At 57.7% G+C, this 17,605-nt stretch carries 12 protein-coding genes; 7 read left to right on the forward strand and 5 right to left on the reverse strand.

Features of this window, described 5'->3' with window-relative positions; all coding sequences use genetic code 11:
- Nucleotides 1-83 precede the first annotated feature (83 nt).
- Entirely contained in the window at nt 84-1,463 is a 1,380-nt protein-coding gene (locus tag ACYZTY_RS22350) for an HD domain-containing phosphohydrolase (protein ID WP_461955512.1), read from the reverse strand.
- Between the two features lie 258 nt (nt 1,464-1,721).
- Here ACYZTY_RS22350 and ACYZTY_RS22355 point away from each other — a divergent pair, with 258 nt between their 5' ends.
- From ACYZTY_RS22355 to ACYZTY_RS22375, 5 genes are read left to right on the forward strand one after another with little or no spacing between them, the layout of a single operon-like run.
- On the forward strand, nt 1,722-4,025 hold the full coding sequence (locus ACYZTY_RS22355; RefSeq protein WP_461955513.1) for an EAL domain-containing protein: 2,304 nt from the start codon (nt 1,722-1,724) through the stop codon (nt 4,023-4,025).
- Nucleotides 4,022-5,896 (forward strand): putative bifunctional diguanylate cyclase/phosphodiesterase, encoded by a 1,875-nt coding sequence (locus tag ACYZTY_RS22360; protein ID WP_461955514.1) that lies wholly within the window; start codon nt 4,022-4,024, stop codon nt 5,894-5,896. Before ACYZTY_RS22355 ends, ACYZTY_RS22360 begins: the two co-directional genes overlap by 4 nt.
- Nucleotides 5,897-5,940: 44 nt before the next feature.
- Nucleotides 5,941-6,900 (forward strand): cytochrome-c peroxidase, encoded by a 960-nt coding sequence (locus ACYZTY_RS22365; protein ID WP_461955515.1) that lies wholly within the window; start codon nt 5,941-5,943, stop codon nt 6,898-6,900.
- The gene (locus tag ACYZTY_RS22370; RefSeq protein ID WP_461955516.1) at nt 6,897-8,708 is read left to right on the forward strand and encodes a DAHL domain-containing protein; all 1,812 of its coding nucleotides are present in this window, start codon (nt 6,897-6,899) and stop codon (nt 8,706-8,708) included. Before ACYZTY_RS22365 ends, ACYZTY_RS22370 begins: the two co-directional genes overlap by 4 nt.
- Nucleotides 8,705-10,111 carry an ATP-binding protein gene (locus ACYZTY_RS22375; protein ID WP_461955517.1) on the forward strand — a complete coding sequence of 469 codons (1,407 nt, stop codon included), beginning with the start codon at nt 8,705-8,707 and terminating at the stop codon, nt 10,109-10,111. The genes ACYZTY_RS22370 and ACYZTY_RS22375 overlap by 4 nt, the downstream gene beginning before the upstream one ends.
- Before the next feature lie 185 nt (nt 10,112-10,296).
- On the opposite strand, the gene ACYZTY_RS22380 is transcribed toward ACYZTY_RS22375, so the two are convergent.
- Nucleotides 10,297-11,622: an APC family permease gene (locus tag ACYZTY_RS22380; protein ID WP_461955518.1), complete on the reverse strand. Its 1,326-nt coding sequence runs from the start codon at nt 11,620-11,622 to the stop codon at nt 10,297-10,299.
- A gap of 241 nt (nt 11,623-11,863) precedes the next feature.
- Nucleotides 11,864-12,685 (reverse strand): carbon-nitrogen hydrolase family protein, encoded by an 822-nt coding sequence (locus ACYZTY_RS22385; RefSeq protein ID WP_461955519.1) that lies wholly within the window; start codon nt 12,683-12,685, stop codon nt 11,864-11,866.
- Nucleotides 12,686-12,809: 124 nt separating this feature from the next.
- On the opposite strand from ACYZTY_RS22385, the gene ACYZTY_RS22390 reads away from it, so the two are divergent.
- Nucleotides 12,810-13,610: a helix-turn-helix transcriptional regulator gene (locus ACYZTY_RS22390; protein WP_461955520.1), complete on the forward strand. Its 801-nt coding sequence runs from the start codon at nt 12,810-12,812 to the stop codon at nt 13,608-13,610.
- A gap of 151 nt (nt 13,611-13,761) precedes the next feature.
- Nucleotides 13,762-15,381, forward strand: a complete 1,620-nt coding sequence (locus ACYZTY_RS22395) for an FMN-binding glutamate synthase family protein (RefSeq protein WP_461955521.1) — start codon at nt 13,762-13,764, stop codon at nt 15,379-15,381.
- A 121-nt stretch (nt 15,382-15,502) separates the two neighbouring features.
- On the opposite strand, the gene ACYZTY_RS22400 is transcribed toward ACYZTY_RS22395, so the two are convergent.
- Nucleotides 15,503-17,062, reverse strand: coding sequence for a glycosyltransferase family 39 protein (locus ACYZTY_RS22400; RefSeq protein ID WP_461955522.1), 1,560 nt, complete (start codon nt 17,060-17,062; stop codon nt 15,503-15,505).
- Nucleotides 17,063-17,140: 78 nt separating this feature from the next.
- A complete protein-coding gene (locus ACYZTY_RS22405; RefSeq protein ID WP_461955523.1) occupies nt 17,141-17,515 on the reverse strand; it encodes a GtrA family protein in 375 nt (124 codons plus the stop codon).
- Between the last annotated feature and the right edge of the window lie 90 nt (nt 17,516-17,605).

A 17,605-nucleotide genomic window follows, 5' to 3' on the forward strand; every position in this document is an offset into this window, starting at 1 on the left:
CGGTCTTCCAGTCGACATCAATGGTGAATGTCAGTCCGTCATCGTCGGAACGCCGCCCGGAGCAGGCTCGCTCCTACAGGAGATCATTGTTGGGTCTGGACCACCTGACCTACTTCGAGAATTGCGCCCTCCACTTCCTCCGGCACCTTCACAAAAACACTGTACTTCGCCCCTTCCATCGCCTCGAAAGCGATCAGCTTTTCCACCAGTGGCCCGCTCAGCACCTTGCCCGCATTGAGCAGCAACATGCCGTTATCGGCATTGAGGTTGCGCGCCAGAATCATGCCCGCCGCCAGGTCCCGGGTGGTCAGTACCTTGACCGTCGGATCGGCCAGCGACACATCGCTCAAGTACGCGGCGCAGACCTGAATGAAGTCCTCAACCAGCGCCGGGTCGTAAAGTTTGCCAGCGTACTGGCGGATATAGACCAGGGCTTCATCGCTGTTCATCTGGCGCTCGAGGATCAGCCCACGCTGCAACTCGATGAAATCCACCGCCAGTTTCAGCCACCGCGCCCCCAGCGGAATCGCCTCGCCCTTGAGCCTGTCCGGGAATCCAGTGCCATCCCAGCGCTCCTGATGGTGAAGGATCAGGCGAGCGGCATCTTTCATCGGATCGAGGGTCATCAACAACGATTCACTCTGCTTCGGATAACCGCGATAGCGCTCCTGATCATGGTGGTCCAGCAGGTCCGCAGGCGCGGTCATCATGCTGTCGGTCCAACTGAGCTTACCGATGTTGTAGAGCGCCGCGGCCATGGTCAGGTCGCGGGTGCTGCCCTCGTCCAGGCCATGGCGTTTGCAGTACACCCGCACCAGTTCGATGATCTGCCGGTTCGTCTGCTTGGCCGGCGGTAAACGCAGGTTGGCCAGCAACGAAAACACCTCAGTGCCGGTGACATAGCTGTGTTTGAGCTCTTCGTAGGCCAGGTCGAGCATGTCGGCGGTCTGCTGCAGCTCGGAGGTGCGGGACGCGACGTGTTTTTCCAGGGTCGCGTTGAGTAACTTCAATTCCTCGTTGCGATCCCACGTCTCCTGCACCAGGCGCAACCGTTCGCGCTCGGAATGCTGGTAGGCGAGGGATTGTCGCAACGTCAGCAGCAACTCCTCATCGTGCCAGGGTTTGCTGATGTAACGGTCAATCTGCCCCTCGTTGATCGCTTTGACGATCATCGTCAGGTCGGCATAACCGGTCAACAAAATGCGCAGAGTGTCGGGATGGCGCTGGTGGATGTGCGCCAGCAGCGTCGCGCCGTCCATATTGGGCATCCGCGCATCGCTCATCACCAGGTCGACGAGCTGTTTGCCCATGATGTCGAGGGCCTGGGCACCGCTGGTGGCCAGCAGCACGTCGTAGGGTTGGCCGCGCAAGAGCCGGCGCAGACTATTGAGGATCGATTCCTCATCGTCGACCAGCAGAATCGTTGGTTTATAGGTGACAGTCGTGGGGAGTTGCTCTTCCATGGCATTACCTCAAGCGAAACGGGCGTTGTTGCGTCAGTCATCAGCCAAAACACTCCGTTTCTGGCCGTGCCTGAGCTACAGGCTAGATGATTTCCAGCAAGGCCCCCTGGAAATGATTCGTTTCAGTGACCCGGGCGAAGTGCTGCACGGGCGACTATGCTCTGCTAACTCGGATCCATTATCTGTACCGTTGCCACGTGATCAGGGAAAGGATGCCCCTATGAGCACACCGCTCCACACTGCCGCTGCTCCCGGCGTATGCCTATGAATACGCTGCTGGCGCGTACCAACCGTCGGATTCTTATCGTCGATGACACCGCTTCGATCCATGCGGACTTCATCAAGATCCTCAGCCCGCCATCGGTCGATGACGACGACTTGATCAGCGCCGAAAACGCTCTGTTCGGGACTCAAGCGACGGCCACACTGCAAAGTTTCATGCTCGACTCGGCGTTTCAGGGCCTCGAAGCACTGGACAAGGTCGAGCGGGCGCTGGCCAACGACCTGCCCTACGCGATGGCCTTTATCGACATGCGCATGCCGCCGGGCTGGGACGGTCTGCAAACCATCGAACGGCTGTGGCAAGTCGATCCCAAGCTGCAAGTGGCGCTGTGTACTGCCTATTCCGACTATTCCTGGGAAGACATCGACGAACGCCTGGAGCTGGGCGATCGCCTGCTGATCCTGAAAAAACCCTTCGATGCCATCGAAATCCGGCAGATGGCCAGCGCACTGACCGCCAAATGGCAGATGACCGAAGACGCCGAGCTGAAGATGTCGCTATTGGAACAGGCCGTCGAAGAACGCACCCGGGAGCTGTCCGACGCCAACATCATCGTGCAGAACAGCCCGACCATTCTGTATCGCCTGCGGGGCGAACCGTTGTTTCCGCTGATGTACATCTCCCACAACATCACCAAGTACGGTCACGTCGCGGCGAACCTGGTCGCCTCGGCCAATTGGGCCCAGGAGCTGATCCACCCGGACGACCAATCGAAGGTCGACACGGCCATGGCCCGGGTGCTGGACCGCCATGCGGCAGGCGCGTCCATCGAGTTCCGGATGCGCACCGGCGACGGTGCCTGGCGCTGGGTCGAAAACCGCTATATCCCGGTGCGTGACGCCGAAGGACGTTTGCTGGAAGTCGAAGGCATCATCATCGACATCACTGAACGCAAGGTCGCCGAGGAGAAAATCGCCCTGCTGGCCCGCACCGACGGGCTCACGGGGCTGGCCAACCGGGCCACCCTGATCGAGCGCCTGCACCAGGCGTTCGCCGCCGCGCGTCGGGGCGCCACACCGTTCGCGATGTTCTATCTGGACCTGGATCACTTCAAACGAATCAACGACACCCTCGGTCATCCGGTGGGCGACCTGTTGCTGCAGGAAGTCGCCCGGCGCATCAAGGCCTGTGTGCGCGAAAACGATGTGGTCGCCCGCCTCGGCGGCGACGAGTTCGCCATCCTGCAACTGGACGTCGGCGACCCGACACAATCTGCATCTTTAGCCGCCAAGGTCCGCGATGCGCTGGTGCTGCCCTACTCCCTGGCCGGCAATGACGTACGCGTTTCGGTCAGCATCGGCATCAGCAGCTATTCGCCGCTCATCACCAGCGCCGAAGGACTGCTGAACCAGGCCGACATGGCGCTCTATCGCTCCAAGGAAAAGGGCCGCAACCAGTATCACTTCCACTCCGAGGAGATCAATCAGGAGGTGGTCGAGCGCATGACCATCGCCAACGATCTGAAAACCGCCATTGAACATGAAGAACTCGAACTCAATTACTGGCCGGAAGTCGACCTGAGCAGCGGAAGGATCCTCGGCATGGAAGCCCAGGTCAGCTGGAACCACCCCGAGCGTGGGTTGCTGGAAGCGCCGGCGTTCCTGCCGGCCGCGGAAAAAACCGGCACCATCATCGCCCTCGGTCACTGGGTGCTGGATCGCGCCTGCCAGCAAATGCGCCAGTGGCGCGACGAAGGCATGGCCCCGCCGGTCATTGCCATCAAGCTGTCCCTGGCCCAGCTGAAAAGCGGGCCCGAGCTGATCTATGACGTGCTGCGCACCACCGCGCGCTGGGAACTGTGCGCCTGGGACCTGCGCTTCGATGTCACCGAAGCGACCCTGGCCCAGACCAAATGGACCCACAACGACGTGCTGCCGCGCCTGCGGGAACTGGGGGTGAAGATCGCCATCGATGACTTCGGCACCGAATATTCCTCGTTCGACTACCTCAAGACCTACCAGGTCAATCACCTGAAACTCGCCCAGGCCTTTATCGACACGGCGGCCCGCGACCCGGCGAGCGCCAACACGTTGCGCGCGATTATCAATTTCGCTCGAGATGTAGGGATCGGAATCATCGCTGAAGGTGTCGAAACCCAGGAACAGCGCAGTTCGCTGATGGCCACAGGCTCGCCAATGAACGCTCAGGGTTACTTCTTCAGTAAAGCGGTCAGCAGCCAACAGGCCGCTCAATTGCTCAAAACCGGCATTATCGTACCTACAAGCCCTACAAACGGGCCGACTCTGGACAACCCGCACACCACGGAGGGCCAGGGATGAGAACTTCGTCCGTTCAGACCAACCGGCGCATCCTGATCATCGACGACACGCCCTCGATCCATCAGGATTTTCGCAAGATCCTCGGCCCCGATACCGAAGGTGAACAGACCCTGGCCGGCACCGAAGAAGCGTTGTTCGGCACGCAACAACGGGCTCGGCTCACCTTCCAGCTCGATTCCGCCTATCAGGGTCAGGAAGCCCTCGAACTGGTCAAACGTGCCCAGGCCGAAGGGCGCCCCTACGCCATGGCGTTCACCGACATGCGCATGCCGCCGGGTTGGGACGGGCTGGAAACCATCGAACAACTCTGGAAGATCGACCCGCATCTGCAAATCGCGTTGTGCACCGCCTTTTCGGATTACAGCTGGGAAGACATGGCTGAACGGCTGGAGTTCGGCGACCAGTTGCTGGTGTTGAAAAAACCCTTCGACAGTCTGGAAATCCGTCAGATGGCCAGCGCCCTGACCTGGAAATGGCAGATGACGCACGACGCGGAGACGAAAGTGCAAAGCCTGGAGCAAACCATCGAGGCGCGGGTCCACGAACTGCTCAAGGTGTCTCACTTACTGCAATACGACGTATTGACCGAACTGCCCAACAGCACGCTTCTCGGTGATCGATTGAACCAGTCGCTGGCGTTGTCCCGCCGCCATGACAAGCAACTGGCGGTGATGTTTTTGGGCCTTGATCGCTTCAAGCGCATCAACAATGCCCTGGGCCATCCGGCCGGTGACGAGATGCTCAAACGGGTCGGGCATAGCCTGGTGTCCACGGTGCGCGAGTCCGATTCGGTGTTTCGCTACGGCGCTGACGAATTCGTGGTGATCCTCGCCGATATCCGCCATCCCCAACAGACCAAAGGCATCGCCGAAAAACTCTTGAACGCCATCTGCACGCCCCAGCACATCGCCGGCCATGACCTGAGCGTGACCGCCAGCCTGGGCATCAGCATCTACCCCGATGACGGCTTCGATGCCATCGCGCTGATCAAGAAAGCCGAAACCGCTATGCGCAACGTCAAGGAAAGCGGCCCTAACGACTTTCGCTTTTTCATCGATGAAATGAACCAGCGCGCCCGGGATCAGCAAAGCATCGAGTCGGGTATTCGCCTGGCACTGGAGCGGGACGAATTTGTCCTGCATTACCAGCCAAAACTGGACCTGAACACCGGTGAGGTGGTCGGTGCAGAGGCCTTGATTCGCTGGCAGAAACCGGGGCACGGCTGGGTTTACCCGTCGGATTTCATTGGGGTGGCCGAAGACAGCGGCTTGATCGTGCCGTTGAGCAAATGGGTGCTGGCCCAAGCCTGTCGACAAGCCTGCGCCTGGCAGGCAGCCGGCCTGCCGAAGCTGTGCATGTCGGTGAATGTGTCGGCCATCGATTTTCGCCAGCGAGGCTTTGTCGACGGCATTGAACAGGTCCTCGAACAGACCGGCCTGGACCCGTCATTGCTGGAGCTGGAAATTACCGAAGGCGTGCTGATGCAGAACATCGATGCCACGGTCACCGCCCTGAACCGGATCAAGGCAATGGGGGTGCGGCTGGCCATTGACGACTTCGGCACCGGTTATTCCAGCCTGAGTTACCTGCGCCGTTTTCCCATCGACGTGCTGAAAATCGATCAGTCGTTCATTCGCGGCCTGAGCCGTGACAGCAACGACGCGGCACTGGTAAGCGCCATCATCAGCCTGGGCAAGAGCCTCAAGCTGACCATCATCGCCGAAGGGGTGGAAACCCTCGAACAGCTGGATTTCCTCAAGGCCCATCAGTGCGAGGAAGGCCAGGGTTATTACTTCAGCAAAGCCGTGGCGCCGGATGCGTTCGTGCAATACCTGACGTCGGTGAAATCCCCTCCTCCTGCCGCCACATGACCGATAAGCAGCGACACACGGGCCATCAGCCAAGGAATCATCAGATGTCGCCATCCTTCCATCGTCTTCTTCTGCTGCCCTTGCTCGGGTTTTGTTTGATCGCCAGCGGTGCGCCACTGAACGAGCCGCTCAAACCGCTGCCGGCCGTCCCACAGCAAAATCCTCTGCGGGTCGAATTGGGTCGCCAGTTGTTCAATGAGCCGCGTTTGTCGGTCAACAGCAGCATTTCCTGCGCCAGTTGCCACCGTCTGGAGAGCGGCGGTGCCGACAACAAGGCGTTTTCCATCGGCTTCAACGGCCTTCCAGTCGCCATCAACACCCCCAGCGTATTCAACGCCAGCCTGAACTTCCGGCAGTTCTGGAACGGTCGCGCCGACACCCTGGAAACCCAAATCCACACCGTGGTGCAGAGCCCCAGTGAAATGGGCAGCAACTGGGAACACGTGGTGCAAACGCTGTCCGCCGATCCGGCTTATCAAACCGCGTTCGGCGACGCCTACCCGGACGGCGTGACCATGAACAATGTGCAAAACGCCCTGGCCACCTACGAGCGCACGCTGATCAGCGCCAACTCGCGTTTCGACCAATACCTGCTGGGCGACACCGACATTCTCACCCGCGAGGAGAAATACGGTTACCAACGCTTCAAGGACTACGGCTGCATCACCTGCCATCAAGGGGTCAACATCGGCGGCAACATGTTCCAGAAGTTCGGGGTGATGGGCGATTACTTCAAGACCCGAGGCAACTCGACCGAAACCGACCTGGGTCGCTACCTGGTGACCAAGGACGAGGAGGACCGAAACGTGTTCAAGGTCCCGAGCCTGCGCAACGTTGCGGTGACCGCACCGTACTTTCACGACGGTTCGGCCAAAACCCTCGAAGACGCTGTGGACGTGATGTTCACGTTCCAGCTGGGGCGCATCCCCTCCGCCGAGGACAAGGTGCTGATCATCCAATTCCTCAAGACCCTGACCGGTGAATGGGAGGGCAAGCCGTTATGAAAATGTCCCGCCGACGCAGCCTGGCACTCCTCAGTGTCGTGGCCCTGATACTCGCCTCGATACTGCTGTTTCTGTACCTCAAATCCAGTTCGGACCAGACGTCGACCTACACCGAGTCCCGGGATCTGGTTTCCCGGATGAAACAGCTGAACGCGCAATGGGAAACGGAAATCCTCAAGGCCAGGATTGCCATCAACCATAACTACGATCCGCTGGTCGCACCGCTGACCGAGATGACGAAGTTGTGGCAACGGTTCGACACGATGGAATCGAATCACGGCCGCAACGACTCGCCCGTGTGGCTCACCAGCCATGATGCGTACCTGAGCGCCATCGAGGAAAAGACCCGGCTGGTGGAACAGTTCAAGTCGCACAATGCCGTGTTGCGCAATTCACTGGCGTTTCTGCCGACCGCCGAAGACGACATTCAGGAACCCCTCGCCCAGTTGCAGGACGGAGACAAACTGCAACTGCAAAACATCGCCAACGACACGTATGACCTGGTACTGAGCACCATGGAATTCGCCATGGTCACCTCTGACGGCAAGGCCGCCGAAATTCTGGTGGGCCTGAGCAAACTGAAAGTGAACAAACTGCGACTGCCGGAGCAATTCCACAGTCCGCTGGATATTCTCGACAGCCACATCCAGCTGATCCTGCGTGAACAACCGGTGGTCAACCGCTTGCTGGAAAACATCGAGGCCATTCCCGTGGCCGAACGGCTGGACGACATCACCGATCTGCTGAACAACGATCAGCAGCGTACCGATGCCATCGACCAGCGTTATCACTTTTACATGCTGGTGTTTTCAGTGCTGCTGGTGCTGTTGCTGGTGTACCTGGCGATTCACCTGATGCGCAGTTTCACGGTGATCAATCGCGTCAACAAAGCCTTGAAAACCGCCAATGATGACCTCGAAAAACGGGTCGAGGAGCGCACCCGCGAGCTCAAGGATACCCAGAGTGAACTGCTGGACACCGCGCGCCAGGCCGGCATGGCCGAAATCGCCACCAATGTGTTGCACAACGTCGGCAACGTGCTCAACAGCGTGAACATTTCCGCCGACCTGGTCAGTCGCAAACTGCGCAGCAGCAAGGCTCAAGGGCTGGGCAAGGCGATGCAGCTGGTCAACGAACATCAAGGCGATCTGGGCACCTTTTTGACCCAGGACGAGAAAGGCAAGTTGCTGCCCGGCTACCTGAATCAATTGGTCGACGCCATTGCCCTCGAACAGCAAAGCATGACCGAGGAACTGGCCCAACTGACCAAAAGCGTCGATCACATCAAGGACATCGTCGCCACCCAGCAGTCCTACGCCGGCGCCAACAGCCTGATGGAACCGCTGCACATCAGCGAACTGCTGGAAGACGCCTTGCGCATGAACTCCGGCGCCCTGACCCGGCATCACGTCACGGTGGTCAAGGAGTACAACGAGGTGCCGCAGGTCATGGGGGACAAGCACCGCTTGCTGCTGATCCTGATCAACCTCATCAGCAATGCAAAATACGCCATGTCCGACCTCAGCAATCGTCCACGCCAAATGACCCTGGGGGTAAAAATCGTCGAAGATTCCACCCTGCAAATCAGCGTCAAGGATGATGGCGAAGGCATCGCGCCGGAGAACATGACGCGCATCTTTGCCCACGGTTTTACCACCCGCAAGGAAGGTCACGGCTTTGGCCTGCACAGCTGCGCACTGGCGGCGATCGAAATGAACGGCCACCTCAGCGCCCACAGTGACGGGCCTGGCAAAGGTGCGCAGTTCACCCTGCAGATCCCGCTGAAAACCGTCACGGAGGAGGCATGAGTGAGCTTTCGAACCGGCGCATTCTGCTGATCGACGACACGCCGTCCATTCATGATGACTTTCGCAAGATCCTCACACCGGTTTCGGTGCAGCACGTCGAACTGGACGAGATGGAAGCCACGCTGTTTGGCAGTGAAGTCAAACCCACCACGGCCCTGTTCGAACTGGATTCGGCTTATGGCGGTCAGGAAGGCCTGGGCAAACTCACTCAGGCCTTGCAGGAAAGCCGCCCCTACGCCCTCGCGTTCGTCGACATGCGCATGCCTGAGGGCTGGGACGGCGCGCAGACCATCGAACACCTGTGGCAGGAAGACCCGCGCCTGCAAGTGGTGGTGTGTACCGCGTACTCCGACTATTCCTGGGATGAACTGCTGGACCGTCTACAAGCCCATGATCGCTTGCTGATCCTGAAAAAACCCTTCGACAACATCGAAGTCCAGCAGATGGCCAACACCCTGCTGAACAAATGGGAAATGACCGAACGCGCCTATGTGCAGATGAGCCACCTGGAGCATCTGGTAGATCAGCGCACCACCGAGTTCAAACAGGCCAGTGAGGCCTTGCAGCGGGAAATCGACGAGCGCAAACAGCTTGAATCGCAACTGGTGCAATCGGAAAAACTCGCGTCCCTGGGGCAATTGGCCGCCGGCGTCGCCCATGAAATCAACAACCCCATCGGCTTCATTTCCTCCAACCTCGGTAGCCTTGATGGCTACTTCAAGCAATTGCAGGAAATGCTCGATGCCTATCGCGAGGCCGAAGAAGCGATTGCTTCAAACGAGGTGATCGAACGGCTCGGGCAGTTACGTGAACGGATCGAACTGGAATTTCTGCGCGACGACATCCCGTTGCTGATCAAGGAATCCAAGGAAGGCATCATCCGCGTCGGGCAGATCGTCAAAGACCTGAAGGACTTCTCCCGCGTGGACTCCAACCAGGAATGGCAGTGGACCAATCTGCAACAGGGCATCGAATCGACCCTGAACATTGTCGCCAATGAACTCAAGTACAAGGCCGATGTGGTGAAGGACTATCAGCCGCTGCCCGACATCGAATGCCTGCCATCGCAAATCAACCAGGTGATCATGAACCTGATCGTCAACGCGTCCCAGGCGATGGGCCCGCAGCGCGGCACCATCACCCTGCGCACCGGGCTTGAGGGTGAACGGGTGTGGATTGAAGTGGCAGATACCGGGTCGGGTATCGCACCGGACAGCCTGCAGAAAATCTTCGACCCGTTCTTCACCACCAAACCGGTGGGCCAGGGGACAGGGCTTGGGTTGTCTCTGTCTTATGGGATTGTGAAGAAGCATCGGGGGGATATTTCGGTACGTAGCGAGGTGGGCGCAGGAAGCACCTTCCGGGTCGAGTTGCCCGTGCACCAGACAACCTCAGCGGCCTGAACACCGTAGTAAATGTGGGAGTGAGCCTTGTGGTGAGGGGATTTATCCCCGTTCGGCTGCGCAGCAGTCGTAAACCCATTACATGCGGTTTGACTTTGAAATGCCGGGGCCGCTTCGCAGCCCAACGGGGATAAATCCCCTCGCCACAAAAGCCCACTCCCACAGGGTTATGCATTGTCCAGAGGTCAGGTGGCCTCCTGGAAATCCATCTCCGGTGGCTGGCGGCGGAATCCACCGGTCAGCACCGCCAGGTACACCACGCCAATCGCCAGCCAACTCAGGCCCAGGTAAATCGCCAGGTGATCGAGGCTGACCATCAGCCACAAGTCTGCCACCAGGCCGATGAACGGAAACAACAGGAACAGCACGAACTCACGCAGCCCCTTCTTCTCGCCGCCGATCCAGTAGTGAAAGATCACCGACAGGTTCACCAGACTGAACGCCAGGAACGCGCCGAAGTTGATGAACGAGGTCGAGGTGGTGACGTCCAGTTTCAGTGCCAGCAACGCCACAACCGCGCACAACAGGATGCTACTGACCGGGGTACCAAAACGTTCGTGCAACGTACCGAAAAATGATTTTGGCAGCACGCCGTCGCGGCCCATCGCAAACAACAGCCGCGAGCCGCTGGCCTGAGCCGACAGGCCCGAGGCGAACTGGCCGACGATCAGGCCGATCAGGAAGATCGACACGAACAGGTCGCCACCAATATTGCGGGCGATTTCATAGGCCGCCGAGTCGACGCTGTCGAACTGGAACGATGGGTGCGCGATCTGCACAAAGTACGAGACGCTGACGAAGATCAGCCCGCCGATCAGGGTAATCAGCATGATCGCCCGCGGGATGGTGCGGCGCGGGTCGCGGGTTTCTTCGGTCAGGGTGCTGACTGCGTCGAATCCGAGGAATGAGTAACAGGCGATGGCCGCACCGCTCATGATCAGCGGCATCTGCATGTCACCGTTGAAGAACGGTTTGATCGACCACAACGGCGTGCTCGCATCACCACCGACGTAGTGGACGCACAGCGCAACGAAGGCAATCAGCACCAGGAACTGCACCAGCATCAGCAAGGCGTTGATGCCGTTGGCCAGTTTCAGGCCGACGATGTTGATCGCGCTGGTGATGCCGATGAACGCCAACACCCAGATCCACTGCGGCACGGCCGGGAACGCGGAGTTGAGGTAGGCGGCGCCGATCAGCCAGATCGCCATCGGCAGAAACAGGTAATCCAGCAGCACCGCCCAGCCGGCGATGAAACCGAGTTTCGGGCTGATGGCCTTGCGCACATAGCTGTAGGCCGAGCCTGCGACGGGAAACGCCGAGGCCATTCGGCCGTAGCTCATGGCGGTGAAAACCATCGCCACCAGCGCCGCCAGATAAGCGGCCGGGACCATGCCTTCGGTGGATTGAGCGAGGATGCCAAACGTGCCGAGCACAATGATCGGCGTCATGTAGGCGATGCCGAACAGCACCACCGAACCCAATGACAGGGTGCGTTGCAAACGAGCCATGAGCGACTACTCCGAATTTATTAGATTTATGGCAGAGCCGAGTTCGGCGCAAAAATTTCGGGTGTTGTGTTGTTGTTTTGGTGATCGGTCGAACAGGTGTGTCGTCTGTAAGGGCCTCATCGCGAGCAGGCTCACTCCCACAGGGGATCTTCAGTGGACGCAAATTGTGTGAACGACAGAAATCCAATGTGGGAGTGAGCCTGCTCGCGATGAGGCCAGTCAGAACGATGCAAAATCCGGATCAGCGCGAAGGAATCAGCAACTCCCGCACACCAGAAGGCTGCTCGACAATCTCACCCGGCAACTTCAGCCGTTGATCATCCAGATACCGATAGTCCTTGCGTGCCGCCTCCAACCGGCTGAAATCCAGCTCAACCGCAAACTGCCCTTCCTCCCGCCCGGCCTCGAACAACAAGGTGCCTAGCGGATCGACCAGCGCACTGCCGCCGGCAAACACCAACCCGTCATCGCTCTCTTCCACCCGATTAACCATCAGCGCAAACGCCTGGTTTTCCTGGGCGCGAGCCATGATCGCGGTGCGGTGAGTCGGGCCATAAGGGTCCATGTTGCCGTTGGTGACAATCAGCAATTCGGCGCCCAGTTGCGCCAGGGCGCGGGCGGTTTCCGGGAACTCGATGTCGTAGCAAATCAGCAGGCCGACCCGCACGCCGTTCCACTCACAGGTGGCGTAACGGTCGCCGGCTTCGAACACGCCGCGATCCGATGCCCACAGGTGGGTCTTGCGGTATTTCAGCGCGATGCCTTCAGGGGTAATCAGCAGCGTGGTGTTGTAGAAACGGCCGTTGTCGCTCTCGGCCATGCCGATCACCACGGCAATGTTGCGCTCGCGGGCTGCCGCCACGATGGCGCTGACCGTTGGTCCGTCCAGCGGTTCGGCGGTTTGGGCCACGGTGTCGGCGGACGGAAAGCCCATCAGGTGGGTTTCCGGGAACACGATCATCTGCGTGTCCGCATTGCAGGCAGCGATGGCCGCCAAGGCCCGTTCGAGGTTGTACGCGGTGCCGTTGTCACGGCCCGCCAACTGGGCGAGTTCGACTTTCATGGGTAGTCCTTGTTATGGGCCGGGCGGCAGAAAGATTGCCCGGTCGGTGTCTGTGCGCCAGTATGCGCAGCAAGACACCGGCCGGGGAATCACGCCGCTGGGGTAACCCGATAGGGGTAGAGGCATGACACTTTCGTTAGACGATATCGCTTGGCACCGCTCGGTCGGGCAACTGATCGACGCCCTGGACAAGCCTAATTTCTGGACGCAGCTGGTGCGCCTGCTGGATCAATACGTGACCTTCGACAGCTGGGTGGCCCTGCTTTTCAGCGCTGACCAGCACCCGCAAGTGTTCGCCGAATGCCCTGGCGAGGACGGCAGCCCCGATCAGCTGTTCCAGGATTACCTGCGCGGCCTGTACCTGCTCGACCCTTTCTACATCGCCTGCCGCGAGCAGTCGCGCACCGGGCTCTATCGTCTGTCGGAAGTGGCCCCGGAGCATTTCGAGCTGACCGAGTATTACCAACGCTACTTTCGTCTGAATGTGGTGGCCGATGAAATCCAGTTCAATTGCCAGCTCGAAGGCGATCGTACGCTGTGCCTGTCGTTGGGCAGCAAGCAGCGTTTCAGTGGCCAGCAGATTGCCTTGCTGTCGCTGATCCAGCCTTGGGTGCTCGGCCTGTTGCGCCAGCGCCTGCCCTACGAAATCAACGAAGCCGTGGCCCTCGCGCCAACACCGGTTCAGGCCGACTGGAGGGTTCAACTGGAGGCTTCGGTGCAACAACTCAAGGGCGCGCAATTGACCGCCCGGGAGCTGGATGTCGGGCGTTTGATGCTCAGCGGTTGCTCCAGTAAAGAAATCGCCCGTAAGCTGGAAATCTCTGCTGAAACCGTGAAAGTCCATAAGAAACACATGTACAGCAAGCTGGGGATCAAATCCCAGTCGGAGCTGTTTTCGATATTCCTCCAGGCTCAAAACGCCTGACACAGCACGGTCCTGTAGGAGCGAAGCTTGCTCGCGAAGAGGCCCTTACATTGAACATTGATATTGGCTGATACACCGCTTTCGCGAGCAAGCTTCGCTCCTACAGGGCCCGTGTGTACCTGCTAACCGAGTCCGAACCCAAGGAACCCGTATGAGCCTGTCACTCCTGAGCCGCTACGCCTTCTTTGCCGCTTGCGTGATATTCACCCTCGCCAGCCTGCCCTTCCTGGAACACGACTGGCTGTGGCCGATCACCGCCGTGACCGGCGTATTGAGCCTCGTGGGCCTGTTCGACCTGCTGCAAAGCCCTCACGCGGTGCGCCGCAACTACCCGATCCTGGGCAATATTCGCTATCTGGTGGAGGGCATTCGCCCGGAGATCCGCCAGTACCTGCTCGAATCCGACAGCGACGCCCTGCCCTTCTCCCGGGCCCAGCGCTCGCTGGTCTATTCACGGGCCAAGAATGAAAGCGCCGACAAGCCCTTCGGCACGCTGATCGATGTGTACCAATCGGGTTTCGAATTCATCGGCCACTCGATGCGCCCGGCGCCGTTGAGCGATCCGAGCGCTTTTCGCGTCATCGTTGGCGGACCGCAATGCACCCAACCGTACTCGGCCTCGGTGTTCAATATCTCGGCCATGAGCTTCGGCTCGCTCAGCGCCAACGCCATTCGCGCGTTGAACCAGGGTGCCAAACTCGGCAACTTTGCCCACGACACGGGCGAAGGCAGCATCAGCGCTTATCACCGGGAAAACGGCGGCGACCTGACCTGGGAACTCGGCAGTGGCTACTTCGGTTGCCGCACCCCTGACGGCCGTTTCGACCCGGAGCGCTTCGCCGCCCAGGCGCAAACGCCGCAAGTGAGGATGATCGAAATCAAAATGAGCCAGGGCGCCAAACCCGGTCACGGCGGCATTTTGCCCAAGCACAAGGTCACCAAAGAGATCGCTGAAACCCGTGGCATCCTGATGGGCGAAGACTGCATCTCACCGTCGCGGCACAGCGCGTTTTCCACGCCGATCGAACTGATGCACTTCATCCAGCAATTGCGCGAACTGTCCGGCGGCAAACCGGTGGGCTTCAAGTTCTGCCTCGGCCACCCGTGGGAATTCATGGGCATCGCCAAGGCCATGCTGGAAACCGGCATTCTCCCGGACTTCATTGTGGTCGACGGCAAGGAAGGCGGGACCGGCGCCGCCCCCGTGGAGTTCACCGACCACATCGGCGTACCCATGCGCGAAGGTTTGTTGTTCGTGCACAACACGCTGGTGGGCCTGAATCTGCGCGACAAAATCAAACTCGGCGCCAGCGGCAAGATCGTCAGCGCCTTCGACATTGCCAGCGTCCTGGCCATCGGCGCCGACTGGGCCAACTCGGCGCGCGGCTTCATGTTTGCCATCGGTTGCATCCAGTCACAAAGCTGCCACACCAACAAATGCCCGACCGGCGTCGCCACTCAAGACACCCTGCGCCAGCGTGCGCTGGTAGTCCCGGACAAGGCCCAGCGCGTCTTCAACTTTCACCGCAACACGCTCAAGGCCCTGGCGGAAATGCTCGCGGCCGCCGGCCTCGATCACCCGTCACAGCTGTCGGCCAAGCATCTGGTGCGGCGCATGTCGGCAACCGAGATCAAGTTGTTCTCGCAGTTGCATGTGTTCTTGAAACCGGGGGAATTGCTCACGGGCGAGGTGAATGGCGAGTTTTATTCGCGGATGTGGCAGATGGCGCGGGCGGATAGTTTTGAGCCTGATGAGGGGGTTGCTGCGTAAGTAATGTGTGAGTTCCAATCTTAACGATCGGCCCTCCTCACGATGAAGATCAAACTGAAAACAAACATACAAATACCTGTCCAGCAATGAAGTAATCAATCATACGTCCGACCGTGTAAAATCACGATCCGATATCAAATAATCGGAGTTTTATCAAGCCCGCACTTTGAACATAACGTTCACGCCAGACAGTTGGAAAACTGGAGACATCTGACACGCCAGGAACACTGATCCACCACACCCGACTGGTGCCAAACGGCAATTTTTCCATATCATCGACGAATACAGAATTTCGAGCAGAACTGAGCAAAGACAAGAAGCCATAACTCTCTACTCGCGGGTTTTCTTTCCACTGAACCTCATGAAGCAATGGTTGAATTCCCGACTTATTATAAAAATCAACCGAGTAATACCAAATACCACCTTCGACAATAATCCTATCGCCAGAAACCGCACGCTCCCTGACAGTCTCCAGCACTGTTTCAAAGGGAAAACGCCGTTTATCTCGAGAAAAATTCAAATCATCACTTTGGCTATACACATTGAGTAAACCAACCACTTGCAGCACAGCCAACAAACCAATAATAGTAACTCGATAGCACCATCGAGTGTGTCCCAGCGCAATGGCCAAAATTATCGGCACGCCTATCGATGAAAACCCTAAATATCTGACGTTCCATATCGGAACGGCTATCGACACAATAGCAGCCATCAGCAACGGGAAAAATGTATATGAAACAATCAAAACCGAAAACTTATGCGCCCCCCTATCGCACTTCACCCCGTAGATCGCACCTACAACAATAGCGAATGGAATCAGACAATAAACAAAAAGGTTAAGATCCCGACCTTTATGGAGGATAAAAAACTCCCAGATAATTGATGGAAACGAATTAAAAGAAATACCAGGGATCCACCAGAAAGCCCCATTCGAACCCACTAGCTTCATGTTAATAATCAGCTTGGCCAGACTTAACAGCCAAGGTAGATAAAGAACAAACAACGCTACGTTACCGATCACCCACACGGGATGCGTTAGATACTTGCATTCGCCGCGCCGCTTCCAGTTCAACACTCCCAAATAGACCCAATGCGACAATAAAGCCAGCATCGCAAAATAGTGCGTGTACATTGCCAGGCTCATTAACAAAACGTAAACAACAACATGACGTTTCTGTGATGGTTGCTCTACCCATTTGACAAGCGGTATCAACGTCGCGATCAGAAGAAACCATAATAAACTGTACATTCTGGCTTCTTGACTATAACGAACTGCTATTGGGAGCAGCGCCATAAAAAACCCGCACAAAAGCGCATCTTTTGTATTTGTAACAATCGACACCAACCTCATACTTGCCAACACAGTAGCCACACCAAAAAACACACTTAGCGACCTTGTCGCATATTCACCACCACCAAAAATATCCACCCAAAAATGAAGACCATAATAATAAAGAGGCGGATGCACATCACGCCCGGCGTAAAACCATATATCGGTAAGAGACAGGGAACTCAAACGCAAACTAAAAGCTTCATCACCCCAAAAATATGGAGCACTTAAGCCATAAAATCTAACCCCGACTGCTAGCAACATAACAAGCATCATAAGTAGCCACACACTCCGGGCCCATTTAGACTTCAATGCAATTGACGTTATATTCCTTATATATTCAAAACTCACAATCGCCTCCATGGCACATGCTTCGACGCTCCCCCTAAAACAGGCCATCGAAAAAATCGAGATTCAACAGCGAAACTTTTACGCTTCGCGCTCGCCATACAGGACAAATCTGGAAAAGAAGAACCCGCAGATCAGACTCAACAGCGAGAACGACGCGACGGTCACCAGCCCGTGGATTTTCCAGACATCGGCGTAATACCCGACCACGAAACTCATTACTCCCATAAAGAACACATAGATCAGATAACGAACCACCGACGCTCCGGCCTCAAACGTGTAAAGCGCATGCACATAGAATGAGAACGTCGCTGCCACACAAAACGCCGAAAAATTGCTGGAGGCCTGGCTAAACTCGGCCGCTGTAGTCAGTACGTAAAATATCTGCCAATGAATCAGCGTATTGGCCACGCCAACGACTGCGTAAGTGGAGAGTGCTTTCCATAAGGCTTTCATGTTCGTTCCTTGAACTGTTCCCGTTTCAGGTAGGTGTCAAACCTAAAGTCGGGGGCAGGTGTGCGTCTACTGTAAGAACTAACAGGTAGC

This window comes from Pseudomonas sp. LB1P83, from assembly GCF_054897885.1.